General features: G+C 61.6%; 19 protein-coding genes. 9 read left to right on the top strand and 10 right to left on the bottom strand.

Going from position 1 to position 25,918, the window contains the following annotated elements; genetic code table 11:
* Positions 1-297 precede the first annotated feature (297 nt).
* Positions 298-882, bottom strand: coding sequence for an aminoacyl-tRNA hydrolase (pth, locus tag D6T63_RS06800; RefSeq protein WP_120148252.1), 585 nt, complete (start codon positions 880-882; stop codon positions 298-300).
* A 14-nt stretch (positions 883-896) separates the two neighbouring features.
* Positions 897-1,547 carry a 50S ribosomal protein L25/general stress protein Ctc gene (locus tag D6T63_RS06805; RefSeq protein ID WP_120148253.1) on the bottom strand — a complete coding sequence of 217 codons (651 nt, stop codon included), beginning with the start codon at positions 1,545-1,547 and terminating at the stop codon, positions 897-899.
* A gap of 356 nt (positions 1,548-1,903) precedes the next feature.
* On the opposite strand from D6T63_RS06805, the gene D6T63_RS06810 reads away from it, so the two are divergent.
* The 5 genes from D6T63_RS06810 (at position 1,904) to D6T63_RS06830 (ending at position 6,829) form a co-directional block, all read left to right on the top strand.
* Positions 1,904-2,290, top strand: a complete 387-nt coding sequence (locus D6T63_RS06810) for a VanZ family protein (protein ID WP_220725888.1) — start codon at positions 1,904-1,906, stop codon at positions 2,288-2,290.
* 103 nt (positions 2,291-2,393) lie between these two features.
* Positions 2,394-3,707 carry a UDP-glucose dehydrogenase family protein gene (locus D6T63_RS06815; protein WP_120148255.1) on the top strand — a complete coding sequence of 438 codons (1,314 nt, stop codon included), beginning with the start codon at positions 2,394-2,396 and terminating at the stop codon, positions 3,705-3,707.
* On the top strand, positions 3,704-4,303 hold the full coding sequence (locus D6T63_RS06820) for an arsenate reductase/protein-tyrosine-phosphatase family protein (RefSeq protein ID WP_182976906.1): 600 nt from the start codon (positions 3,704-3,706) through the stop codon (positions 4,301-4,303). The genes D6T63_RS06815 and D6T63_RS06820 overlap by 4 nt, the downstream gene beginning before the upstream one ends.
* A gap of 160 nt (positions 4,304-4,463) precedes the next feature.
* On the top strand, positions 4,464-5,519 hold the full coding sequence (locus D6T63_RS20080; RefSeq protein WP_328588658.1) for a glycosyltransferase: 1,056 nt from the start codon (positions 4,464-4,466) through the stop codon (positions 5,517-5,519).
* 431 nt (positions 5,520-5,950) lie between these two features.
* Entirely contained in the window at positions 5,951-6,829 is an 879-nt protein-coding gene (locus tag D6T63_RS06830; RefSeq protein WP_220725889.1) for an MATE family efflux transporter, read from the top strand.
* Positions 6,830-6,831: 2 nt separating this feature from the next.
* On the opposite strand, the gene D6T63_RS19995 is transcribed toward D6T63_RS06830, so the two are convergent.
* From D6T63_RS19995 to D6T63_RS06850, 4 genes are read right to left on the bottom strand one after another with little or no spacing between them, the layout of a single operon-like run.
* Positions 6,832-7,998, bottom strand: a complete 1,167-nt coding sequence (locus D6T63_RS19995) for a glycosyltransferase family 4 protein (protein ID WP_120148259.1) — start codon at positions 7,996-7,998, stop codon at positions 6,832-6,834.
* Between the two features lie 39 nt (positions 7,999-8,037).
* Positions 8,038-9,300, bottom strand: a complete 1,263-nt coding sequence (locus D6T63_RS06840) for an O-antigen ligase family protein (protein ID WP_120148260.1) — start codon at positions 9,298-9,300, stop codon at positions 8,038-8,040.
* A 51-nt stretch (positions 9,301-9,351) separates the two neighbouring features.
* Positions 9,352-10,365 carry a glycosyltransferase family 2 protein gene (locus tag D6T63_RS06845; RefSeq protein ID WP_120148261.1) on the bottom strand — a complete coding sequence of 338 codons (1,014 nt, stop codon included), beginning with the start codon at positions 10,363-10,365 and terminating at the stop codon, positions 9,352-9,354.
* Entirely contained in the window at positions 10,271-11,395 is a 1,125-nt protein-coding gene (locus tag D6T63_RS06850) for a glycosyltransferase (RefSeq protein WP_120148262.1), read from the bottom strand. The genes D6T63_RS06845 and D6T63_RS06850 overlap by 95 nt, the downstream gene beginning before the upstream one ends.
* A gap of 243 nt (positions 11,396-11,638) precedes the next feature.
* Between D6T63_RS06850 and D6T63_RS06855 the strand changes: the two genes are divergently transcribed.
* The 4 genes from D6T63_RS06855 to D6T63_RS06870 all read left to right on the top strand — a co-directional run bounded on the left by D6T63_RS06855 (position 11,639) and on the right by D6T63_RS06870 (position 17,424).
* Positions 11,639-13,096 (top strand): polysaccharide biosynthesis tyrosine autokinase, encoded by a 1,458-nt coding sequence (locus D6T63_RS06855; protein ID WP_120148462.1) that lies wholly within the window; start codon positions 11,639-11,641, stop codon positions 13,094-13,096.
* Between the two features lie 106 nt (positions 13,097-13,202).
* On the top strand, positions 13,203-14,588 hold the full coding sequence (locus tag D6T63_RS06860; protein ID WP_120148463.1) for a sugar transferase: 1,386 nt from the start codon (positions 13,203-13,205) through the stop codon (positions 14,586-14,588).
* Positions 14,589-14,622: 34 nt separating this feature from the next.
* Positions 14,623-16,524: a DUF4012 domain-containing protein gene (locus tag D6T63_RS06865; RefSeq protein WP_235830593.1), complete on the top strand. Its 1,902-nt coding sequence runs from the start codon at positions 14,623-14,625 to the stop codon at positions 16,522-16,524.
* Positions 16,525-16,791: 267 nt separating this feature from the next.
* Complete coding sequence (locus tag D6T63_RS06870; protein ID WP_120148263.1) at positions 16,792-17,424, top strand: LPXTG cell wall anchor domain-containing protein; 633 nt, start codon at positions 16,792-16,794, stop codon at positions 17,422-17,424.
* A 375-nt stretch (positions 17,425-17,799) separates the two neighbouring features.
* Here the strand turns inward: D6T63_RS06870 and D6T63_RS06875 are convergent, their stop codons facing one another.
* The 4 genes from D6T63_RS06875 to glmU form a co-directional block, all read right to left on the bottom strand.
* Positions 17,800-20,496: a helix-turn-helix transcriptional regulator gene (locus D6T63_RS06875; protein ID WP_182976910.1), complete on the bottom strand. Its 2,697-nt coding sequence runs from the start codon at positions 20,494-20,496 to the stop codon at positions 17,800-17,802.
* 2 nt (positions 20,497-20,498) lie between these two features.
* Positions 20,499-23,195 (bottom strand): helix-turn-helix transcriptional regulator, encoded by a 2,697-nt coding sequence (locus D6T63_RS06880; protein WP_120148265.1) that lies wholly within the window; start codon positions 23,193-23,195, stop codon positions 20,499-20,501.
* Positions 23,196-23,379: 184 nt separating this feature from the next.
* Complete coding sequence (locus tag D6T63_RS06885; RefSeq protein WP_120148266.1) at positions 23,380-24,360, bottom strand: ribose-phosphate diphosphokinase; 981 nt, start codon at positions 24,358-24,360, stop codon at positions 23,380-23,382.
* On the bottom strand, positions 24,357-25,880 hold the full coding sequence (gene glmU / locus D6T63_RS06890; protein ID WP_268878008.1) for a bifunctional UDP-N-acetylglucosamine diphosphorylase/glucosamine-1-phosphate N-acetyltransferase GlmU: 1,524 nt from the start codon (positions 25,878-25,880) through the stop codon (positions 24,357-24,359). The genes D6T63_RS06885 and glmU overlap by 4 nt, the downstream gene beginning before the upstream one ends.
* Positions 25,881-25,918 lie beyond the last annotated feature (38 nt).

The following is a 25,918-nucleotide window of genomic DNA, read 5'->3' on the forward strand; positions in this document are numbered from 1 at the left end:
AACCCGATGCCGTGACCATGAAACACCGCGCTCTCTGGTTGCACGACGCTTCTCGCGCTGCCGGTGTCATAGCTCATCACCTGTTCGATCGCGTGTCGGCAATTGAGCGAGTAGGCGTTGTAGGTACACCGGTCCAGCAGCCCTGGAAACGATTGTGGCATCCATGCCCGAAGTTACTCAGTGCGGATACTCTGCGCGGACGTTGCGCTTCAATGGTCGGCGGCAGTCGAATTGCATGATTAGGTAGACTAGGCGCAATTAGGGCCCGATGCGGGCAAATCAACACAACCAGTCTTCCTACTTCGGCGGGTGGACCTTTTGCTGGGCTTCCAGCAGGCCGTCCCGGATCAGGAGCTCGACGGCGTCTGCGGCGTCGTCGAGCAGGAACGGCAGTTCCTTTTTCTCGACGGTGCTGAAGTCCTTGAGCACGAAGTCGGCCGGGTCCTGCCGTCCGGGTGGTCGTCCGACGCCGACCCGCACACGGTAGTAGTCCTTGGTGCCGAGGGTCTTGCTGATGTCACGGAGACCGTTGTGCCCGCCCTCTCCCCCGCCGAGCTTGAGCTTGAGCGTGTTGAACGGGATGTCGATCTCGTCGTGCACGGCGATCACGTGGTCGGGCGCGACGTCGTGGAAGCGGGCGAGCGCGGAGATCGGCCCGCCCGAGAGGTTCATGTAGGTCAAAGGCTTGGCGAGGACGAGCCTCGGGCCGCCGATTCCGAGCCGGCCCTCGAGCGTAACGGCCTGCGCCTTCGAGGAGGTGAAGCGCCCACCCACGCGGCCGGCCAGCAGGTCCAGGACCATCTGGCCGACGTTGTGCCGGTTTCCGCTGTAGCCGGGCCCGGGATTCCCGAGCCCGGCTACGAGCCAGGTGTCAGTGGACACCGTGGTAATCCGGCTTAGCGCTCGTCGGCGTCGGTGATGACGGCGTCGGCGTCAGCGTGAGCTGCCGTTGCGCCCTCGGAGGTTCCTTCGGTGGCGGCGTCGGTCTCGTCACCCTCGCCGAGGTCCTGGACCGTGGGGGCCGTGACGTTGACGATGAGCGTCTCGGGATCGGTGAGCAGCGTGACTCCCTCGGGGAGCACGATGTCCGAGGCGTAGACGTGCTCGCCGATGTTGTGGCCCTCGATGCTGACGGTGAGGGTCTCGGGCAGGTGGGTTGCCTCTGCCTCGACGAGGACCGTGTTGGTCTCGAGGTTGAAGACGACGTCCGGCAGGGTCTCGCCCTCGACGTGAATGGCGACGTCGACCTGGACCTTCTCGCCGCGGCGAACGGTCAGGAGGTCGAGGTGCTCGACGATCCGCTTGAGCTGATTGCGCTGGATGTCCTTGACCAGGGCCAGGTGGTCCTCGCCGTTGATGTCCAGCGTGAGCAGTGCGTTGGGGGTGCGCACAGCAAGGGTCGTTGCCTTCGAGGGCAGCAGGACGTGGATGGCTTCGGCGCCGTGGCCGTAGATCACGGCGGGGATCATGTTGGCGCGGCGGGCCTGGCGGGCAGCGCCCTTGCCGAACTCGGTGCGGACGTGTGCTGCGAGCTTCTGCTCGGACATGGTTTCTCCTGGACGTTGAGGCTCTCCGCGGTCTGCGCGAGCACTGGGACGTTGCCGGGGCGGAAGGAACACGCGAGTGGGGCAGTTGTCTAGAAACCAGTTGAGTCGCTAGCCACCGTCGATCACGGAGTCCGGCCGGAAAATACTGCAATCCGGCCCGCTCCCTCGCCTAGGCATCGCGTTCAATGCTACAGGACTGGAAGTTGTCGGCTGTCCTTCAACCGGGGCAGGCCATAATGGAGCAACTCCGCCGTCAGCCGTCCGGCTCATTCCTCGAAGGAATCCCCCTGAGTACTGCGCCGCTCCCGTCCCGCAGGTACAGGACTATTGTCGCCGCGCTGTGCGCGATATGGGTGATGGCGGTCGCGTTCATCGTGCTGTGGCCGACGCCGGTAGACCGCGCAGGCGTCGGATGGCTGCGCGGTCTGCTCGGGGCCCTTCATGCGCATGGCCTGCCCGCACTCGTCTCGTACGGCACGGTCGAGTTCGCCGCGAACGTGCTGATGTTCGTTCCCTTGGGCCTGTTCTGGTTTCTCCTCGCACCCAGGAGCTGGCGCTGGGCGGGGGTGTTCGCGGGTTTCGGGCTATCGCTGCTCATCGAAGTGGCCCAACTCCTCCTGCTCCCTCAGCGGTTTGCGACGCCGTACGACGTGCTGGCAAATACCCTTGGCACATTCATGGGCACTGTGGCGGCCTGGTTCCTGCTTCGCACGAGCCATCTGCGGCCCTCTCCCAAGCTGTAGTTCACGCGGCGTTAACTCGTCCCGAGGGCGTGTTCGCGGCCTAGAAGGAGTCCGGCGGCTAGAATCTGCCTGACTGGGAACATTTTTAGGGGACAAAACATATATGCGTATATCCGTGATCGGTTGCGGCTACCTGGGGGCAGTACACGCAGCGTGCATGGCGAAGTTGGGCCATGACGTGGTGGGTATAGATGTCGACCCACGGAAGATCGGCGAACTGCAGGCTGGCCGTGCTCCCTTCTTCGAACCGGGCCTGCCCGAGCTCCTCGAAGAGGTACTCGCCACCGGGCGGCTGAAGTTCAGCTCAAGCATGGCCGACGCCAAGGGGGCAGAAGTCCACTTCCTGTGCGTCGGCACGCCGCAGCGGAAAGGCGAGTACGCAGCAGACATGCGCTTTGTCGACGCCGCCTTCGCGTCACTGTTGGACTCACTCGAGCCGGGCAACGTGGTGGTTGGCAAATCCACCGTGCCGGTGGGTACCGCTGCCCGATTGGCCGACGACCTCGCTGAGCGCCAACTCGACGCCGTCTTGGCCTGGAATCCCGAGTTTCTCCGCGAAGGCTTCGCCGTCAAGGACACTCTTTCGCCCGATCGCTTCGTCTACGGAGTACCCGAGGGTGAACCAGGCTCCCGCGCCACAGCGGCCCTCGATGAGGTGTACAGCACTCCCCTCTCGCTCGGCACGCGCCGCCTCGTCGCCGACTACGCCACCGCCGAACTCGTTAAGGCAGCTGCGAACTCGTTCCTGGCGACGAAAATCTCCTTCATCAATGCAATGGCGGAGGTCTGCGAAGTGACCGGCGCCGATGTCACCGTCCTGGCTGACGCGATCGGGATGGATGAACGCATCGGCCGCAAATTCCTGAACGCGGGTATCGGTTTCGGCGGCGGCTGCCTGCCCAAGGACATCCGCGCGTTCATGGCCCGGGCCGGAGAACTCGGAGCGGACCAGGCGCTCACCTTCCTGCGTGAAGTGGATGACATCAACGTCCGACGCCGTATCCGCGTTGTCGAACTGACCCGCGTCCTGGTCGGCGGCTCCCTCCTCGGCAAGCGCATCACAGTGCTCGGTGCGGCCTTCAAACCGAACAGCGACGACGTCCGAGACTCACCTGCCCTGAGCATCGCCGCTCAACTGCAATTACAAGGTGCAGACGTGACGGTGACCGACCCCGAAGCGATTGACGGCGCGCGTCAGCGGTTCCCCGAGTTGACATACGAACCACACTTCGAGCGTGCAATGGATAAGGCAGATGCGCTCCTGCTGCTCACTGAGTGGCAGGAGTATAAAGACATCACGCCGGAGCAAGCTGGTCGGTTCGTATGCACAAAGAACATCCTCGACGGGCGCAACGTGTTGGAGGCCTCGGTATGGCGCGCAGCAGGTTGGAACTACAAGGGAATCGGAACACCGTGACACGTCAGCTGAAAATATTGGCAGTGTGCACTGGAAATATTTGCAGGTCACCGATGGTCGAGCGTCTCTTGCAGAAGGATTTAGACGCACTCTTTCCTAGTACCTTCACCGTCACCAGCGCCGGTACTAGAGCCATCGTAGGTGCACCAATAGACCCCCTCGTTCATCAATTCATTCAGGAGGCCGGGGGGCAGACTTCCAACTTCTCAGCCCGCCAAATCACGGCAAGCATGATAGATGATCAAGACATAATCCTTGCGCTCACTCGCGATCACCGAAATACGATCGTCAAACTTTCCCCCAAAGCTCTAAGGAGAACCTTCACACTGCGCGAAGCATGCGTACTAGTTGCTAACGACCTCGTTCCCCGCGAATCGCCGCCCACAGATAATGACGCTCATCAACTCTGGGCATCCTTCCCCAGTCGTGCCGGACGTCTGCGCGTGGCACCGAGCGAGCGCCACAACCCCGACGTGATTGACCCCTACGGCAAACACCAGGAAATCTACAACCAGATGAAGGCGGAAATCCTTCCAAGCGTTGCAACGCTAGTGAATTGGACGAAAGGTGCAGACTATCCGCGCCACGCCGACTGACCACTCGAGAAAACCCCCACAAGGTCCGCCTCCCAGCCGGAAGCCGCCCATCGAGACGGACCGTGCGGAGGAGCCAGGCAACCGAACGATCGAGACTCATGGTCCGACACGTATCGTACTGATTTGGAAGGCAACGTGGCTCTCCGCTTCAGAAACTTTCGTGCGGAATCAGCAGGCCGGGCTACGAAGATTTAAACCTCAAGCCGTCGGGTTACAAAAGGTCGAATCGGGTATCAGTTCTCGCGAGGACTACGTCTTGTACCACAACGATTTTCTAGGACGGATAGCGCGACGTCTCATTGGATACGGCTTCCCAAGCGTCCGCATAAAGCGGGCTCTTGACAATTCACAAGCGAGCGTCATTCACTCCCACTTTGGGCCCGACTCAATCATAATTTCGCAATACGCGACAGCGGCAAATATCCCACACATCGTTACGCTGCACGGCAACGACGTTACAGGCATGGCAAACGGCAAGGCCCCACGCGCCATACTATACAAAATCCGACTGCGAAGAACACTCAATCGAGCCACACGAGTGGTAGCTATTTCAGACTTCATCTACGGCAGAGCAGTCGAATTAGGCGCTCCGCCAAACAAGACGGTGCGGCATTACATTGGCATCCCCTTGTTACCTACTGGCGCACCGGATGAGAAAATGACTGACGTCGTCTTCATCGGCCGATTAGTTGAGAAGAAGGGCGTCTCCGACCTACTCTCGGCGCTAGCAGCCCTCCCTGCCGCATACGATGACATCAAGGTCAAGATAATCGGCGATGGACCACTTCGATCGGAACTCGAGAAGCAGTCAAGAGTTCTTCCAATGAGCGTGACCTTCCTCGGGAGACTCTCGCCTTCGGAATCCATGGACCACCTCAGGAAATCCCGTATCTTCGCGGGCCCTTCCAAGACCGCTGCCAACGGAGACGCAGAGGGACTAGGCATGGTCTTCCTTGAAGCAGCGTCTGCTGGTATCCCAGTCGTCGCCTACGCTCATGGGGGCGTCCCTGAGGCCGTGATGCACGGCCGCACGGGGTATCTGGCGAGAGAAGGTGACGTAAAGCAGTTATCAGCCTACATTGAGAAGTTATTGACTGATCGTGAACAGGCTTTTGAATTCGGGATGGCGGGTCAAAAAATGGTGGAGGAACGTTTCGATATTCTTAAACAGACTCCTGACCTCGAGAAAATATACGAAGAGACCGCAAAGTGGTGACAAAGGAAACGTCCGGTATGGGCCGGAACATAGCGATCTCGGTAGTCGGGAACCTGCTACCAGCAATGGCGGGGTTTGCGTCTGCCCCAGTCCTTGCTCAGGGACTGGGTCTCGACGGCAGAGGAGAATATGCAGCAGCGACCGCGCCCCTGATCCTCGCTGGGTCCGCACTCGCGTTCGGACTCCCGGAAGCCATTACCTATTTTACGGCGAAAACAGGGTCTGGAAGAAGGACACTGAAGCGAGCTCTACTTATTCTCACAGCCGTGGGAGTTGCGGGTACGTCGCTTGCTTGGGCGGTATTTCCAGGGTTTTTCAGCGAAGCATCATCGGCGGAATCTCTCGCTCGTCTGGCTATACTAGCCCTAACTCCAATGCTCCTTGTATCTGCGCTTCGCGGCTATGCCTCAGGTTGTCAATCATGGATCTTCGTGGCTTGGGAGAAGACTGCCACTGCTTCCTTGAGGCTTGTGGTGTTCGGGTTACTTGCGTCCCAGCAGCAACTCACTCCATTCGCAGCAGTTACCACTTTCGGGTTGACAGCATGCGTTGGCTTTCTTGCCTATGTGCCACTACTTATTGTAAAAAGGCGCCGGCCAACCACGGATAACGGCCGGGAAAGCGACGGCACAAGTTACGGAGCGCTCGGCAGCTATAGCATACGAATATGGTTGGGGGCACTGGGAGGTATTCTCCTGGCGCGGATTGACCAAACACTTATGATTCCGCTCTCTACAAACTCCCAATTGGCTCTCTACGCAGTGGCAGTAACCATTAGTGAGGCGACTCTAATCTTCAACAGCGCCGTACGCGATGTGGTTTTTGCCTCGCAGTCAGGCAAACAATCACCAGGTCTGCTGGAGCGCGCCGCTCGGATCTCGACCCTCATGACGGCGGCCTTGTGCGCGGGAACCGCATTGCTCTGCGTATTCTTTATCTCTCCACTTTTCGGCAAGGAATTTGGCGCCTCGATACCAGTGGTCATGGTTCTTCTCGTCGGTACCATCATCGGTAACCCCGGATCCGTTGCGGGCGCTGGACTGAGTGCAGCAGGCAAACCTCAACTGAGAAGCTACTCCTTGCTCATGGCATGCACGATCAACATCGTAGCCGTGCTAATACTCGTACCGGGACTTGGGGCAATGGGGGCAGCAATCGCAACCTTAATCGGCAATGTCGTTGCAGGATTCCTCAACCTTTGGTTTCAGAAACTTGTAGTTGGTGCAAGGATCCGCGATTACATTGCTCCTCGTCGTGAAGACTTTCATTACGCTGTCCGACTGGTGCGTCGTGCAGCCCGAAGGCCTTGACGTTACAGGCCAGCACGCGGCGAAATTGCACCACGAATCTCGCTGTCGTAGACCTTTGATGAGTGCCTCCGCAATGCAATCTCGCGATCAGATGCTGCTGAGATTGCAAAATCCTCCCAGAAGAGAAGGATATGGCGAACTGCCTCCGCTATTTGGCGGGGGTCTGATGGGTCGACCTGCACGACGCCTTCGTATCCGTCAACAGCTTCTGTAAGTCCCGAGAAGTTGGTAACTATCAACGGAGTGGCGGCGAGCACAGCTTCCACTGCTGTATTCCCGAACGATTCGGCTGAGCGAGACGGAACAAGTGCTATGTGCGAGCGGCGATAATACGGCCACACTTCGGCTTGAAAACCCTCGAAAGACACCGCTTCACCTAAACCGAGCCTGCCGATGCAGTATTTTAGGTCCTTCAAGAAGGCGTCATTCCCTTCGAAGATGTCGCCTACGAGAGTCAGAGTAGCTTGCACCCCCCAGCTGTGAAGGAGCGCGAGAGCCTCAACCGCATCCATTACTCCCTTCCTCTCGGAGAGGCGACCGACATACAACAAGTTAAGGTTTTCGTCTGTGGGTGCGCCAACCCGAACTATCCCGCCTTCTGGAACAGCTATCGCATTCAGAACCTTGAGCGTCTTTCGAGTAGCCCAAGAACCGACACTATCGTGCAGGAAGCGCTTGGTGTAGTTGCTGTTTACAATCACGCAGTCACTGCAAAATACTGGCGCACAGAGCAACAGCTTGATGATGGCTGGCAAGTGAGTTTCAGCCTCGTGCACGTGCAGCACCACCCGACTACCTAGTAACTTGCCCCAGAACGCCCAACTGCCAATGGTGAGTGTACTGACGTACACCGCCGAAGGTCGGGCTTTGATTAACCACAAGGCTGTCCTAAACGAACCTGTGAGCAAGCGAGCAACCGTGCTAGGCAACGACCGTGGGGCTAGCATCTGCTTCCTCAGCACCGGGAAAGCGAAGACCTCAACATCTATACCCAACGCTTGCAACTTCGTACTGAGCGGCCCGTGTCTTGGCAGAACTACCCTGACCTGACAATCGGAAGATGCAAGCGCACTTGCCGACGCAAGAAAGACGCGATCTGAACCGTACATCTCTCCGCCAGGTCCCACCATGACTACTTTGCGCAAGTTACAACGCCTTTCAGGATGCATTCAGTATTGGCAGATTCAGAGTCAGGCCCGAAGCGGTGATTATAGTGCATGGGGCGGCTGCTCAGGTAGAAGTTTCATTGTCGTGTTTTTTAAACGATTCGCGCGGTCGTGTCCCGCAGCTATCGCCAGTAAGGTGAACGCGAGAGGACCCGCAATTGATTCAGTACTAAGCGAGCTGTACGAAGCGCTCATTACCAGCACGAATATAGTCGCGATTTTCACGAGAGGGTCAAGCGACATACACGCTAGAATAGACATCGCCGCAAATAGAACCAAGGTAGCGATTATGCCGTAGTCGATCGAGAACATCAGTATCGCGCTCTCGAAAGACGTCGTCATGCCCGAGAGTTGCGCGAACTCGTAACTTGCCAGCGGACCAAGCCCTAGAACAAGGAATCCAGAAGCGTTATCCAAAAATACATCAATAGCTTGCAGTCTCGCTCCCGTAGAGCCCGAATCATCGATAACTCGGGATACGATGCCTTGCCCAACATTCGAGGCTGTAAGTAGATAAAACAAAACTCCAAATACAACTAGCGACAACCACTTAACCCAGGCCCCTGCAGGCCGACTGAATACGAGCCATAGGATCGCGATTGCACCTAGTAGTAGCGCCGTTCGAGATTGAGAAAGAAGGATCCCGACGAGGAGCCAGATAGTGAGCACACTTTGGCCCATTGGACTTTTCAGAGTGAATGCAAGAGGAACTGCCACAACGAGCAGAGTTCCTAGCGTTAAAGGGTGATCAAGCGTGCCCATTTGGCGATCGGCAAGATACTCGAACCAGTAGTAATTAGTGTACATTGATGCGAATGGCTGGTTGACGATATCCATGAAAACTAGCACTACGACTAGGACCTGAACCGATGCCAACAATAGAACAAATTTCACCAAGATCTGTACGGAGTTCTCATCCTGCCGAATTGCCCGCATGATTAGGAGTAGCAATAGGTAGGGTGCTACTAATTGATCTATCAACAATGTCGACCCGCGACCGGACAAAGCTGTCACAACTGCCATATACACCAGACATATGCCGATCAAGCCCACAATCTTCCCTGCTGGACGATCCACGTACAAGGATTTAGGACCCACGCGAAGAATTATTACAAGAGCCTGACCGGCAATGATCAACGTACCTGGGTGGAAGTGAGTGTCCGAGTACTCTGCGCCGAGAACGGCGGGGACGGCAACCCAAGGCAGAATTGCCCACAACGAAAGCGCGGCGGCAATACCTATCAACGGACGTCGAACTGCGGTAAAGATGGAGGAAACAAGTACCAAGCCGAGGATTATTAGCACAACAGTGACATTCCTACCTGCGCCACGCTCTGTAGGAACAGAGCAAACCGATCATAGTCGTCCGCCGTGCTGTTTCATTCGAAGCATGAGAGCCTTTGAGATCATCTGCATAACAAAGCCAGGGTCGAGTACGAACGACTTCACCACCAATGTAATCCAAGTGCCCGTAAATCCATTCGGAGCTATCGATTGAGCAACTCTAATGGTGGCTCTGCTCTTCAATTGTCTATCCGTCCGAGTCTTAACAGGGAGCGAAAGGAGGGACCCATAGTGTCGTCGTATCGACTCAGACGCGATGAGGCTGTTGATAGGTTCCTTCATTGATTTCCCTCCATCCAAGCTGTACACGAGAGATGTTTCAGTATGCGAAACGATCGGGCCGACCATCGACACGCGAATGAGCACCTCGTAATCCTCAGCGAACTTGGGCCACACGGCTGGGGGACCCGCAAACATCGCTTCCATCAGCGCCGCCCGACGCCAAACGAATGCTGAAGGTGGGCATGGTGAGTAACCCACCTTGAGTAGAGCCTGAGTAGTGATTTCCTGATCCCATTGCCGAAAGTTCTTCTCAGTCCCTCTTGCCGTGACTCCGACAGTCACACCAAAGGCTGCAGTTGCCAATCGCTGGCTTGAAAGCATCTCTAGAGATCTCTGCACTCCATCAGGGAGAAGTCTATCGTCAGCATCGAGCATCACGACGAATTCAGTGGTGCAAGCTTTCACTCCAACCCGCCGTGCTTCCGCTGCTCCGGCATTGTCCTGTCTTATAACGAGTGAAGCAATCTTGCCGGCTTTTTGAGAAGTGTCGTCCGATGATCCATCATCAACGACAATCACTTGATTTGCTCCCACAGCAAATGCGCTCTCTACTGCACGGTTGATCGTACCCGCGGAGTTATAAGCTGGGATTACAACAGTGAACTCGGTTATCAATGATTCACCCCGCTCTGGTTCCCCGTCAGGCGCATCAATGTGAACGCTCGACTGTTGTGCGCGCTTTGGCCGCAAGCCGCAGCAAATCATCGTAGGCCCGGCAGACAAGCTGCCACGTGTAGCGCTCATGGATACGCTCGAGTGCCGTGGCTTGAAGCATCTGCCGCTTATTGGGATCCTTCATGAGCAACGAAATTGCTGAAGCAATCTCAGCTGAAGTCGCGCCGACGAAAATCCCACTAGTTCCTAAAACCTCTCGGTTGTAGGGCGTATCCCTCGCAACTACTGGGGCCCCTGCGGCCATCGCTTGTAAAAGCGCAGGATTGGTGCCGCCGACACTGTGGCCATGAAAGTAGACGCCGGCATGCTGCCACAGCCGGCTTAGTAGATTGTCGTCGCTTATGTGGCCCAGCCAGCTAATATTATGGAATTCTCGGGAGAGTTGGAGCGCTTGTCGTTCAAGCGGCCCGCCGTACCCGCTCGAGCCGACTAGCACGACGGGGTGATTCTCGGCGAGTGCCTTAGCGGCATCAAAAAACTCTTCAATGGTATTCTCAGGCACAAATCGCGCCACCAAGAGTATGTACTGCCCGTGTCCCAAATCTAGCGCTGGTCCAGATTTCTCTGGCACGTCACCACCGTAGGGAATGAATGTACTTTCTCGTCCAAATTCCACCTCCCATCTTCGCGCTATCTCCTCTGAGTCGGCGACGATTTCGTCGGCAAATCGGGCCGTCATTCGGGCGCCTAGTTTGAAAACAGCCCTCGCTATTCGTCCCCATTTCGCACGCTCCCACTCCATTCCATCAACATTGACTACCGTCGGTATGCGTCTTGCTTTCAGAATCGGTAGCCAAAAGCCGTTTGCAACGTTCATCACTAGCGCAACATCAGGTTTCAGGAAGACTGCGTGAAGCACAGCGGTCGCACCGTAGGAAAGCGTGCTGAACGCTTTCTTTTCCATACCAATGGTTTTAACCGATCTGATCCGCTCATCTCGGTCGTGAAAGTTGGCGAGCGTCGCACCGGGCCTGCCGTACACCGTAACCTCCCAGCCGGAGTCCGCAAGGAAGGGGCAAAGTTTCCGGACTGCCGTCTCGAACCCACCGTAAAAACTCGGGTAGCCTCGCGTCCCGATTACAGCAACGGATTTATTCATGGTTGGCCATCCTTCTATTGCAAAGTTCCTTGCTCAGGGCAGTCGGAGTCTCATCGCTCGAAAATTTAGGCCCGCTCCAGACGAAGTAGAGTCTAGACCCACGCCGGACGGACAACGGGCGCTCGCTGACAGGTCGTGTCGTCGGCCATCCAGGGATCAGCGCGTGACCTGACGAGCACGAGTTGGGCGATAGACTCAAGGAGTCACGCGGGGGTTAGCCGCGGTCTCTTGAAAGGTCTCGCCGTGGAATTGAACGACTATGTTCGGCTGATCAGGCGCAGTTGGGGGCTGATATCACTAGCAACTGTTCTCGGTCTTGCGCTAGCTGTGGCCATCTCGATGTTGCTTCCACGCTCGTATTCGGCAGAAACGAGGCTGTTCGTTGCCGCCCAGAACTCAGGTTCCGCGGTGGAGCTTCAGCAGGGGAATACCTTCACCCAAGCACGGATTAAATCGTACGCTGAGACAGCTACGACGCCCTTGGTCTTGCAACCGGTCATCGACGACTTGGGGCTTGCCCAGTCCGCGGACGAGCTTGCGGAGCATGTTGCCGCCACCTCGAATGCGAACACCGTGCTGCTGTCCGTGGTTGCCACAGACGCCTCACCCGTACAGGCAGCGGCTATTGCGCAGGCAGTGGCTGAGAGCTTGATAGACACCGTCGAGAGCTTGGAGACTACCTCCGATGGGTCATCCCCCGTGAAGCTAGCCGTCGTCACACCAGCGTCTGCCCCAGAGCAGGCAGCCTCACCGAACGTACGACTCAATTTGGTCGGAGGGACTGGGGCTGGGCTGCTGTTGGGGTTGGGTCTTGCGCTGTTGAGGCAAAGCCTTGATACGAAGGTTCGTGGCGAGGCGGATTTGAGGAGGGCCAGCAGCGCCGTCATATTGGGGGGCATCTCGTTCGACACGGATGCGCAGAAAAAGCCTCTGCTTACCCAAGCACCTGCACAGAGTCCCCGGGCTGAGTCGTTCCGTCAGATTCGAACCAATTTGCAGTTTGCTCACGTTAGCCACAAGTCAAAAGCAGTGCTGGTGACTTCATCTCTTCCTGGAGAAGGAAAGAGCACCACGGCCACCAATCTGGCCATTGCTATCGCCCAAGGCGGGCAGTCCGTGGTCCTCGTAGATGCCGACCTTCGACGCCCGCGTGTGGACGAGTACCTCGGCCTCGAGCGCAATGCAGGCCTAACCACCGCTCTCATTGGCCGCGCCGATGTTGAAGATCTTTTGCAGCCGTGGGGCATCGACGAGCTCTACGTTCTTACTGCTGGTCAAATTCCCCCAAACCCGAGCGAGCTTCTCGGGTCCGATGCCATGAAGCAGCTAATCATCCGTCTTGAGCAAAAGTTTGATGCCGTGATTATCGACGCTCCGCCGTTGCTCCCCGTCACTGATGCCGCAGTTCTTGCGCAAGAGGTAGGCGGCGTCGTGCTCGTTGTGGGATCGTCCAAGGTGAGGGTGCCCGACTTACAAAAGTCGCTAGGCAACCTTGAAATGGTAGGTGCTGACCTGCTGGGCGTCGTTTTCAATTTTCTGCCCAGCAAGGGCCCTGACGCTTACGCATACAGCTACTACTCTTACGACTCTGTAGCGGCGTCACCGACGGCAGAGAAGCCAGTCATGGCGAGGCGCTCCACCAAGAACAGTCGTTCTGACTTTGACGAGCGGATCTTTGGGTTGCGGTCTCAGGAAGAGTAACCAGCGCGTCGCGGTCCGGCGTCGCGCTACACAGTATGGGGAACTTGTGTCGGTCATAAAAGAAGATGTCGGGTGGGCCCAGAGGTACGGGCGCCGATTGAGCGTTGTGGATGCTGCGGTTGTTCTCTGGGCAACGGTAGGCGCCTTGATTGCACGATTCGGTGTACCCGAGACTGAGAGGTTGAGCGTTAGCGGACAACCCTATGTAGCTGTATCTCTGGTTCTTGCCGCTGGATGGTGGGCGATGCTCTCGCTGCGGGGCAGCCGCGAGCCGACTGTGCTGGGTCACGGCACGGAAGAATACAAGCGGGTGGTCAGTGCCTCCCTGATTCTCTTCGGGCTTGTCGCCATTGTGAGTTATGCCCTGCAACTCGACACAGCCAGGGGGTATGTAGGTGTAGCCCTTCCTGCAGGCCTCACTATGCTCCTGCTAGCCAGGATGATCGTTCGGTGTTTGCTACACATTGAACGTATGCATGGCAAGAGTTCACTCCACGTATTGGTGGTCGGGAGCACGAGTGGAGTGCGGCACCTGGCCGACTCCCTACGGGCTCACCCCATGGCCGGTTATATACCCGCGGGTGCCTACCTCCCAGGGGTCGAAATTGACGCCAACACTACTGATGGTCTTGATTTGCCAATCGTCGGGAGGGCGATTGAAGCTGACGAGATCATCGCTGACATTCGTCTTTTCGGGCCCGACGCGGTGGCGCTGTCCAGCAGCATGCAACTAGCACCGGAAACCATCCGCGCGCTTGGCTGGGCCCTTGCAGATCTGAACATCCGGCTCATCATGGCGCCCGCGCTCACGGACGTAGCCGGCCCCCGAATTCATACCCAACCCGTAGCTGGCCTTCCGCTGATCCATGTATCAACGCCGAATCTCGAAAAGGGTCAGCGCTTGGTCAAACGGACCACAGATATCTTCGGAGCTGGATTGCTGATCGTCGCGCTGTCGCCTCTGCTCGCGTTGATTGCCACACTCGTCCGCGTCGATTCCCAGGGACCCGTGCTATTCCGGCAGGAGCGAGTGGGGACGGCCGGTCAAAATTTCGAGATGTTCAAATTCCGCTCGATGGAGTTGAATGCGGAAGCCAGGCTTGAACTGCTTCGCGAGCAACATGAGGGCAACGACGTACTGTTCAAGCTAAAGAATGACCCGCGCGTCACCACTGTGGGTCGCGTGTTACGCAAGTTCAGCCTCGATGAGTTGCCGCAGCTCTTCAATGTGCTCGGAGGTTCGATGTCCCTGGTGGGTCCGCGACCACCGCTAGCCGCAGAGGTAGAGCGCTACGACATCCGAGCCCACAGGCGCCTGCTAGTGCGCCCCGGCATGACGGGGCTGTGGCAAGTAAGTGGACGGTCGCTGCTCTCCTGGGACGAGACCGTTCGCTTGGATCTCTACTACGTCGAGAACTGGTCTTTCCTGAGCGACCTGGCCATCCTTCTCCGCACTTTCAAGGCTGTCGTCAGCCGCCACGGCGCCTTCTGACGCCCGCTTTCGCCACCCACTAAGGACAACCTGAATGACTGACGGACATGGAACGAGTGCCGAGCCGGCACAGCGGGAGGAAGCCCTTGCGCCGCGGGACGAGTGGCGTCCATCGACGGACCGCCGCCGCAAGCGCTTCCGCATGCTCTTGGTGGTGGCGGCCGTCGTGCTGGTGTTACTTGCAGCAACGGGGGGCTGGTTAGCGCACCGCGCGCAGCAGGTTAGAAGTAATCTGGAGAGCAGCATGTCTCTCCTGCCCGAGCTGCAAGCGTCCGTCCTAAAACGTGACCCCGAAGGTGCCAGCGTTGTGACAGCCCAGCTGGAGCAGCACACAACCGCAGCGCGCGCTGCCGGCACTGACCCGCTTTGGAAAGCTGCGGGCTTGATACCGTTCGTCGGGCAAAACTTTCGCGCGGTCTCCGAGGTGACGGTGTCGGCCGACGATGTAGTTAGCCGGGCCGTGGTGCCGATGGTCGAAAAATTCGCAACGTTGCACTGGAACTCTCTAACGCCCGTTAGCGGGCGAATCGACACGGGTCCCCTGGCCGATATGTCTCCGACCCTCTCCGCGGCGGCCACTACCGTCGAACTCTCCTACGAACGACTCGACGGGATCGACAGCGCTGAACTACTTCCGCAGATAGCCGAACCCTTGCAGGACGCCGTCGATGCACTCGACGAAGTGCGGGTACCAATCGAGAACGCATCGCGCGCCAGCCAGTTGCTGCCGTCCATGCTGGGCGCAGAGGGACCTCGCAACTATCTGGTGCTGGTGCAGAACAGTGCCGAGATCCGCGCGACAGGCGGCATCTCCGGTGCGCTGGCCGTTCTCACGGTCGAGGACGGGCGGATCTCCCTGACAGATCAGGGCAGCGCTTCCGAGTTGGGTAGATTCGACCCGCCACTCGCGGTGGACGCTGAGCAGGAAGAGATCTATTCCTACCGCATGGCCGCGTTCATGCAGAGCGTCAATATCACGCCCGACTTCCCGACCGCCGCGTCGACCGCCCAGCGGATGTGGGAAGACCGTCATCCGGAGTCCCTCATCGACGGAGTAATTGCGCTCGACCCCGTGGTCCTCGCAAACATTCTGTGGGCAACAGGACCGGTGGAACTCGGCGACTTCGGCGATCCCGCCGTCAACGCCCTCCTCGCCGAGACGTCGCTGCCGGCTGCGCTTGACTCCACCAACGTGGTGCCGACCCTCCTGTCCGATGTGTATGCGCAGATCGAGGAGCCGGCGCTGCAGGACGAGTACTTCGCGGCTGTGGCCGGCAAGGTCTTCGGAGCCCTCACCAACGTGCAGGGGGACGGAACTCAACTCATCGAGGCCCTGGTGACCAGTGCCGAGCAGGGCCGCCTGTACCTATGGTCCGCCACTTCGGAGGAGCAAGACCTCCTCGCGCAGACCGATCTTGCGGGCGCTGCTCTTGGCCCGACAGTCGGGGGAGCCGCCTTCGGCGTGTACTTCAACGACGGCACCGGCGCGAAAATGGATTACTACATACGGCGGACAGTGCAGCTCGTGAAGACCTGCCCCGGTGACGGCTACTCCCTGTATACCGTCAAGGTGACCCTGACGAATACGGCACCGGCCGATGCCGCCACCAGCCTCCCCGAGTACGTCACCGGCGGCGGTGATTTCGGTGTGGACCCTGGACGGGTGAAGACCAACACGGTCGGCTACGGTCCCGCGCAGTCCCTCCTGCAGCAGGCAAGGATCAACGGCGCCGATGTACCCGTCGGATCCTTTGCCCATGGCAACCGACCCGTCGGCATCCTCACCACAGAGCTCGGGCCCGGCGAGACCACCACCCTCGAGATGGACTTCTCGAAGGTGGTGCAGGACGCCGAACCGGTGCTTGACATCACCCCTACCGTGCAGGATCCGGCGGATGTCCTGCTGCCTTCCGAGGGCCTGCAGTCCTGCGCTTGATTTGGCAGGCCTGATGCTCCTGCGCGGACACCCAAGGTGAACAGTGTGTTACATCTTGGCCAGAGGCCTTCGTAGGCTTTCGCTACCTGCAAATCTTTGTTATTTTCTGAGTAGTCAAACTTCCTGATCCGCGTAGTACTTGGTCGCATTTCGAGTATCGTGGCGAGTCGTATATGGTGACGGAAGTAGGCGCAGGGCATTTGGGGAACGAACGCCCGGTCACTTCTCGTTTTTTCTCTCGTCTCATACATCTTTTGGGGAGCCCTCATGAACAAATCCACCTCCGTCCTGGCCCTTGCCGGGACCCTTGCCTTCCTCGGAGCAGGCGCGGCGCAGGCCGCACCGGCCTCCATCCCCGCCTACGTACCCGTACAGGGCGGTGCTGTCAGCGACGGCACCGTCACTCCGGGCGCAACCGTCACCTTCACCGGCGTCGATGGCTTCTTCGGTCCGTTCCAAACCATCACCATCACCGTCGATCGCTCCAACGGCAGGCCGGGGGGCCCCGGGTTCAGTCCCCGTGGTGGGGCTGGCACAGCCCGCGGCGGCATCATCGTCCTCAACGCTGTCGTCCTGACCGAACAGGTCAAGGCTGGAGCGAACGGGAACTTCTCCACCTCCGTCAAGCTCGAGGAAGAGGGCGTCTACACGCTGACCGCTTCCAACGCTGAAGGCAAGTCGCTGAGCCAGACCGTCGTCGTCGATCCTGCTAACGCAGTCGATGGCACGACGGGCGGAACCTCCGGTGGTACTTCCGGCGGAGCCACCTCGTCGGTCAAGGGCCTCGCCAACACGGGCATCGATTCCGCAATGCTCCTCTGGGGTGCTGCAGGTATCGGCGCACTCGGCCTGGGCGCCGGCAGCATCGTGGTGGCTCGCCGCCGCTCCGCTGTAGCGTAATCCCCCGCAACACCCAGTACTGAGAAAGCCGGGCCGGAGCATTTGCTCCGGCCCGGCTTTTCTTGTCCTACATCGATCGGTCTACATACCGGAGTCCCCTGTTAAACGGGAAGAGGCCAGCGGCAGCTGGGGACGGAGTCTTGGTCTCAGGAAGACTCCTATGCCGCTGGCCCCGATCCGGGACCCGCCATCATTCGGGTGAGGGCGCGAGCCCTGCTGTTGAAGCTTCATCGGTTCAACAAGTGCAACCCTACGCAAATCACAAGGACTGCTCACCAGTACTACCCACTCCAGTTTCACTGCACTACCACCGGGATGGATGCGTTCAACTACCTGTCCCCCCGCAGCGCCTACGTGCTCGGTCCTCACGACTGGTCAGCGGTCGTCGTCGTACGCTTCCATTTCGCCCGCCAGCTCGTCACGCGCGGTGATGCCGAGCTTCCCGTAGATGCGGTACAGGTGCCCCTCCACCGTGCGCGTCGAGAGGACCAGCGCCCTCGCGATGGCACGGTTCGTCGCTCCGGCGGCGGCCAGCCTCGCGATCTCGCGTTCCCTGGAGGTCAGTTCGTGGGCGCTGCGCAGGTCTCCCTCCTCGTGGGGCAGCAGGCCCTCGAGGAGGGACTGCCGGTGCCTCACGGCTCGCAGTGCCAGGCGCCGCAACCTGCTGTCGCCCTGCTGGTCGAACAGGCGCATGGCCCTGGCCGAAGCTGCCGCCGCGAGGGGGACCTTCTGCATGCGCTCCGCCTGGTCGGCAACCACGAGCAGGGAATTGGCGTCGTCGTCGACCACTGCATGCGCGTAGCGGGAGAGGACCTGCGCCTCCGCGCCCTCGAACTGGTCCGCGAGCTCGGCCAGGCGCCAGGCCCGCGCCGTATCGCCGAGGACCAGGAGGAGCTCCAGGGTGTCCTTCTCGCAGGAGGGGAACGGAGCGGACTGCGCCGTCACCGCCACCCCCTGCAGACCGCTGAAGCTGCCGTCTGCTCCTCCCGTGCATGCTGCGGCGAGGAACGCCCGCCCGAGCAGCAGCAGCGGGCGGCTACCGATGGAAGCCACCCCATCGAACTCCTGTTTGTAGGCCCGCTTCGCGGGATAGTCCCCCAGCGAGTGTGCAGCCCAGGCTGCGACGCCCAGCGCATACGGCAACAGCATCTCGCTGTCCACCTGACGCAGCGAGGCAAGGGCCGGCTGCAGGATGTGCAGTGCTGTCTGGAACCGTCCCCGGCGTACCTCGAGGACGGCCTCGAGCGCAGCCAGCGGACCACTGAGGTAGTCCAGGCTCACCACAGGCCGCCGCCGGTATTCCTCGAGCGCGTCGATGGCTACGGCGAACTCGCCGGTGTGGATCAGCGCGCTGACGTAGCGTGCCACGACGTGCGGGCGGAGATACTCGAGGTCCCCGTGCGAGCGGTTCACCGTGTCGAGCGCCGTCCTGATCTCCGTCAGCGCCGCGTCGGAGTGACCCAGACCGGCGTCGATCTCCCCCCGGAGCAGCAGGAGGAAGACCGGCAGTCGGGCGTCGGCCTCCGCTACTGCTGCTGGGAGTTCGGCATCGACGGCGTCCACCGCGGTGCGAGCGACGGGGAACTCCCCTTCCAGAACCGACCCGAGCACGTGAAGCAGCCTCAGCGCATACGGTGCCGGCCCTTCGGCCGGCGTCGATGGACCCGCGTAGTCACTTCCGGGGCCGGTCGAAGCCAGCCGCTCCATGCAGGCATCGGCTATTCCGTGGATGCCGCCCGGATCGTCGCCCCGCTGCACAGAGGCCAGGGCCTTGAGGGTAGCGGCGTCCGCTACGGTGGGTGGCCGGACGGCGCCGGACAGGACCTGATCGAGCAGGTCCACGGCGACGGCGTACTCACCGAGGTTGACCCTGACCCGTGCCTCCTCCACGGCCCCGGCGTCGTCCTCTCCCCCGGCCCTGGCAGCGCTCGCGAACCGCAGGGCCGACTCCGGTTCGGACACGTGCGCCGCGGTCCGCGCCGCACCGAGAAGAACCGCGGACGGCACCATCACGCCGCAGTCGAGGGCCCAGTCGAGGTACTGCACCATGCCCTCGTGCAGGGCGGGCAGGGCCACCTCGTCACCGAAGAGCAGATGCCGCAACTCTGCGCTCCGCCCGGCGGGCACGAGCGCCCGGATGACGCGCGCCAGGATGGGATGCGTGACCCGGACCGAACTCGTGGAGGAACCGAGTGTGCGCAGGAGTCCGCGCCGGAGGAGTTGCTGCGTCACGGCGTCCTCTTCGATCCCCGCGAGCTTCGCCTGGGTGATGCCGCCGCTGAGCGCGACGACTTCGTAGATGGTCCGCTCCTGCTCCGTGAGTCCCTGCAGCAGCGTCTTCGCCAGGTCCATCAGCTGGGGAACGGGCCGGTGGAAGCGTCCCGAGAGGCAGAACACCCCATCGCGGTCGACCAGCTCACCGGTGGCGGTGGCGTGATCGAGCAGCGCGCGCAGCATCAGGGGATTTCCGGCGCTCTGCCGCGCAAGGTAATGCCCTGCTCCCTGGGTCAGGCGCCCGCCCAGGATCGACTCGCAGAGTGTCTCCACCTCGGCATCGTTGAGCCCCTCGAGGTCCACCCGGCTGATGAATCCGTCCGTATAGAGGGAGAACAGGTCTCCCGAACGCGGCGGCATGCCATTGGAGAAAAGCACCACCTTGATGATGCGGGAGATCACGAGCTGGGTGAGGACATGGCTACTGTCCTCGTCGAGGTAGTGGGCGTCATCGATGACGACGACGGCCTCCCGTCCCTCGGATGCCTGGCGGAAGAAGGCGACAAGCGCGCGCAGGGCGGGAAGGGAGGACTTGAGCGTCTGCGGCGTCGCATGCGTGAGATAGGGGCCGAGGGATCCGTAGGGTACGTCCGCGAGGCTCGCGGACGCGCGGACCATGAAGACCTTCGTGTGCTGCGGATCGATGATGGACACGAGCCGCCGGGCGATCGCGCTCTTGCCCGTGCCGGCCTCGCCCACCACGAACGCGCCGTTCACATTCGGATTGGACAGTGTCTTGGCTATGGCGTCGATGGTGCTCTCGACGCCTACGAGGGGAACCCGACCGTCATCGAGCATCATCAGAGTGGTGCCGGGAGAAGCTCCGCGAGCTGTGATCGCGAGGAGATGTGTAGCTTGGAGTAGATCTGGTACAGGTGCCCCTCGATGGTCCGGACGGAGACGCACATGGACTCGGCGATCTCCCTGTTGGTGTAACCGCCGACCGCCAGCTGGGCGATCTCCCCCTCGCGCGGGGTGAGGCAGTCGGGCGGGGATGCGGGACCGCCGACACCCATCTCGCTGAGCACGCGCCGTGCTCTCTGCTGCACGTCGCGCACGGTGGATTTGTCACCGAGGGCGCGAGCTACGTTGAGGGCCGAGCGGGCTGCGTCACGGCTGAATGCCTGGTCACCGACGGCCGCAGCCAGTTCCATGGCCTGCAGGATGACCTCGGCGTCACGACTGCCCACCCCCTTCGCGAACATCTCGCACAGGTGCCCGAAGGGACCTTGCACCCGCGCTGCCAGATCGGACGATTCCGGCAGCGCACCGCTGTTCCCGAGCCTGACCGAGCTCGTCAGGGCGGACAACCCGAAGAGCGAAGCACCGCGTTCCCTGTCGCTCCGTCCCAGCGCCTGCAGCTGCTCTGCAGCTTCCGGTTTCGCCTCACGTAGCCCCAGGCTGAGCAACTGCAGCTGCGTGGCCATCCGGCGCACCACCCAGGGCTCACCAGCTGCGGGTTCTGTGTCCCTCAGGAACGGGATCGCGGCCTTGATGTCATCCGCCATCGTGTAACAGAAGGCGATCGCGCTGGCCGCGAGCGCCAACATCCGGTGCGGGTCGGCGACTCGCAGCTGGTCGAACGCCGGCCCCAGGACCACGAGCGCGTCCGCGGGCGTACCGTATCGGCCGTGGGCGAGTCCCACCGCCAGCTGCACGGCAGAACCGTGGTAGATCGCCGCACTGTCCTTGCCGGTGAGGCGTAGCTCGCGGGAGCCCGGACCCCAGCAACCCGTTGCGCTGTAGACGGAGGCCAAGCGCAGGTACGCGATCTCCCTGGTCCGGTGGCCGACGTCCACCTCCCGCAGCCGGCCCGCGAGGGAATAGGCGAGTTGAAGCGCGTCCAGCTGGTTCTCCATCATCCCCCATGCCTCACACAGCAGCACGTCGCTGGAGATTCCCTGCTCGCTACTGAGGCGGATGGAGGATGCCTGCAGGGACAGCACGAGGTCCCGCGACTGGGCGAAGTTGCCCTGCAGGGACGCAACTTCCGCCCGGACTATGACGATCTCGGCCTGGAGCCGGGCACGTTCGACGGCGTCGAGGCCGGCGTCCGGCGCGAGCCGCTCCTCGGCGTCGACGAGAGTTTCCTCCACTCCGGCCCGGCCGAGGCGATTCCGCAGCGTGGCGTCTGCAAGGAGCAACGCTACGGCGTCCGTCACCGGCGCCTGGGCCATGAGTGGAGCAGCAGCCAGCACTGCGTCAGCAGCATCCGTGAAGCGGCCGGTGAGGGTGAGCGCCCTGACCAGCTCGACTGCGGCTGCGGGCGACGACCGGTGCGCATCCTCCAGTTCGGCGTAGGCCGCGGCCTCCGAGTACCTTCCGGCGCGGTTGGCTGCCCGTGCGGCGGCAAGGGCGAGCGTGGCGGGTACCGGCCGGTGGCACCTCACCAGCCACTCCGCATGTCGCTCGGGGTCGAGAAGGTGGCCGAACCCGGCGTCCTCGACCCAGCGCCCGTACAACTCGCCGGCACGCAGCGCGGAGAGGGACGCCGCCGTACCCGCGGCCATGACCGGATCCGAGAACTCCACGCACTCCTGCTTGCCGTGCCGCACGGCGAGCAGACCGGCGGTCTGAAGGGCATCCACGTCGGTGCTGCTGGTGATCGCCTGCGCCACTGCGAGCGGCACCCGCCCTGCCAACGCGGTGACGCGGGCTATGTCCTGCTGCGCGGCGGGCAGGTCCTGAAGGAGGAGCTGGGCCGCATCGATGATCTCGGTCGGCACGGGCGTGCTGCCTGGAAGGAGCACCCAGGAAGCGCCCTGCTGCACCAGCCGGCGTCCGCGCAGCGCACGTGTCGAGGCCTGCAGGAACCGCGCGTTGCCCCCACTCATCTCGTGCAGCAGGCTCAATCCCTCGGAGCTCACGGGGCCCTCGAGCGCCGTCTCGACGAAGGCCCGGGCCTCCAGCGCGTTGAAGGGCTCCACGTCGAACCGCCTGAGCGAGCCGTCCCGCCACAGGGCTGCGAACAGGGGATCGGCCGCAGCGAAATTCTGGGCCGTCAGCAGCACGATGGCGGTCTCGCTGAGCACGAGTTGCCCGATCAGCGCAGCGGAGGACGGGTCGAGGTACTCGACGTTGTCGACGGCGAGAACCACCCGGCGGCCGCGCGCCTGCTGGTTGAGCAGGTCGGTCACGGCCCGGAGGACCATCACGGGATGCTCGACCACATCGGCCTCGAACTCCGACAGGAGGAAGTTCACCGGCCGGTACGCCTGGTGCCGGGACCCTTTCGACCCGCGGATGCGGAGGATGTAGTGGCTTTCCGCCCGTGATGACAGCACCTGCTGCATGACCGCGGTCTTGCCGACACCCGCGTGCCCCACGAGCACTGCACCGGCCGATCCTGCCGTTGCCAGCGCCTCCTCCACGGCGACGAGGAGGTCCTGCCGGCCTACGAAGGATGGCGTATCGGGCAGGCGGTTCAGGTCGCCACCGCCTGATGCAGCACCAGTGCGAGACTGTGCAGTCGGTACGCTGAAGGCAGTCGCAGCCATGAGACCACTCCCTAGTTTCGAAGATCGAAGATCAAAGGTCGTTCGTCTTCGAGCCTAGAAAGAGTTTCAGGTGCCTACACGAGTACCACTTACGGGAGTTCTACTCCACCTACTCGCATTTCACCCGCGTAGGTACCCTACGACTACTTGTAAAGCCCGCAATTACTACTGGGGCTGCGCGTAGTCAGGAGTTGCCGTCGAACAGGCTGGTGACGGAACCGTCGTCGAACACCTCTCGGATGGCCCGCGCGATCAGGGGTGCGATCGACAGCACCGTCAGTTGCGGGAAGCGCTTCTCCGAGGGTATCGGAAGCGTATTGGTCACGACGACCTCGCGTGCGCCCGATTCCGCGAGGCGGCGGGGTGCCGGATCCGAGAAGACGGCGTGCGTGGCGGCAATGATGACGTCCTTGGCGCCGGCGCTCTTGAGCACCTGCACGGCGCCCGAGATGGTGCCACCGGTGTCGATCATGTCATCGATCAGGACGCAGGTGCGGCCTTCCACCTGGCCCACGACCTGCTTGGAGATGGCCTGGTTGGGGACGGTCAGGTCACGGCTCTTGTGCACGAAGGCAAGAGGTGCCCCACCGAGCCGCTCCGCCCACTGCTCCGCGACGCGCACCCTGCCCGTATCCGGGGACACGACAGTCACGTTGTCGGCGTCGACCCGTGACCGGATGTAGTCCGCCAGCAGCGGGATGGCCATGAGGTGGTCCACCGGTCCGTCGAAGAATCCCTGGATCTGGGAGGTGTGGAGATCCACCGACATGAGCCGGTTCGCGCCGGCGGTCTTGTAGAGGTCGGCGATGAGGCGCGCCGAGATGGGCTCGCGGCCGCGCCCCTTCTTGTCCTGACGGGCGTAGGGGTAGAACGGCGACACCACCGTGATGCGCTTGGCCGATGCCCTCTTGAGCGAATCCACCATGATGAGCTGTTCCATCAGCCAGTTGTTCAGGGGGGCGGGATGCGCCTGGATCACGAAGACGTCCGTGCCGCGGACGCTCTCACCCGACCGCACATAGATCTCGCCGTTGGCGAAGTCGTAGGCCGAGACCGGCAGCAGTTCCGTCCCCAGCCACGAGGCGATCTCCTCCGCCAGTTCGGGGTGGGCACGTCCTGATGCCAGGACCAACTTCTTCTCGCCGCGTGCCGTGATCTCGCTCATGCCTGGGTGCTCTCTTCCGTGGGGTTGCCCGAGGGCGTGTCGTTCGTGGAGGCTGCGCCTGCCGCCGTGGCGGACGCGGTGCCTGGTCGCTTTCCTGCCACCCAGTCGGCGATGTTCCGCTGGGGTGCCACATTCACCGCAAGCGCCCCGGCCGGGACATCCTGGCGCACCACGGCGCCCGCGCCGGTGTAGGCGCCGTCGCCGACCGTCACCGGCGCCACGAAGACCGTGTTCGAGCTGGTGCGGACGTGGGATCCGATGACGGTGCGGTGCTTGTTGACGCCGTCGTAGTTCGCGGTGATGTTGCCACACCCGATGTTGGTGAATTCACCGATCTCGGCGTCACCGGCGTAGCCGAGGTGGGACAGCTTCGAGCCGCGCCCGATGGTGACGTTCTTGGTCTCGTAGAACGCGCCGATCTTGCCGTCCTCGCCCAGGACCGTTCCGGGACGGAGGTAGGTGAAGGGTCCCACGCTGGCACCGGCGCCGATGCGCGAGCCGCTTCCGTGCGTGCGGACCACGTGGGCGCCTTCGCCGATGACGACGTCCGTGAGGGTGGTATCCGGACCGACCACCGCTCCCCGGGCCACGAACGTCTCCCCATGGAGTTGCGTGCCCGGCAGCAGTGTCGTGTCCTCCTCGAGGACCACCGTCGCGTCGATCCAGGTGGTGGCCGGATCGATGATGCTGACTCCCGCCAGCATCCACTTCTCGATCAGGCGTCGGTTGAGTTCGACGCCGAGCGACGCGAGCTGGACGCGGTCGTTGGCGCCCTCGACCTGCCAGCGGTCCTCCTGCACGACGGCGGCCACACGGCCCCCTGCGGCCCGCGCGATGGCGACGACGTCGGTGAGGTACATCTCGCCCTGGGCGTTGGCCGAGCCGACCTGTGTCAGGGCGCTTCTCAGGACCGCGGCGTCGAAGGCGTAGATGCCCGAATTGATCTCGCGGATCGCGCGCTGTTCCGCTGACGCGTCCTTGTGCTCCACGATCGCGACCACCGTCCCGTCCTCATGGCGCTGGATACGTCCGTACCCCGTGGGGTCCTCGAGCACTGCGGTGAGGACGGAGACGGCATTCCCTTCGCCCTGGTGCACCGCCACCAGTTCCTGCAGGGTCTCCGGCGTGAGGAGGGGTACATCACCGTACGTGACGACGACCGTTCCGCTGACCGCGCTCCCGAGACGCTCGTCGAGGCCTGCGAGTGCCACCTGGACGGCCCTCCCCGTACCCGGGACGTCGTCCTGGTCGAAGAGGACCGCAGCCGGATCGACGCTGGTCACGTGCTCGGCAACGCGATCGCGCTCGTGGCGGACGACGACGGCGAGTTCCCGCGGCTGCACCGCCCGTGCTGCCTGCAGGGAGTGGCCGATCATGGAGATACCACCGATGCGGTGCAGGATCTTCGGCGTACGCGACTTCATGCGCGTGCCCGCCCCGGCGGCGAGGACGATGACCGCGGCCGGCGCTTCGGTGTCGCTCAGGTGTGTGGTGGCAGTGGTTCCGACCTGGTTGCTCACGAAGAAGCGCTCCTACCTATAGGTGACCGGCGTGTGCG

Origin of the sequence: Arthrobacter cheniae (genome assembly GCF_003602275.1) — a bacterium.
GTDB classification, from domain to species: domain Bacteria; phylum Actinomycetota; class Actinomycetes; order Actinomycetales; family Micrococcaceae; genus Arthrobacter_D; species Arthrobacter_D cheniae.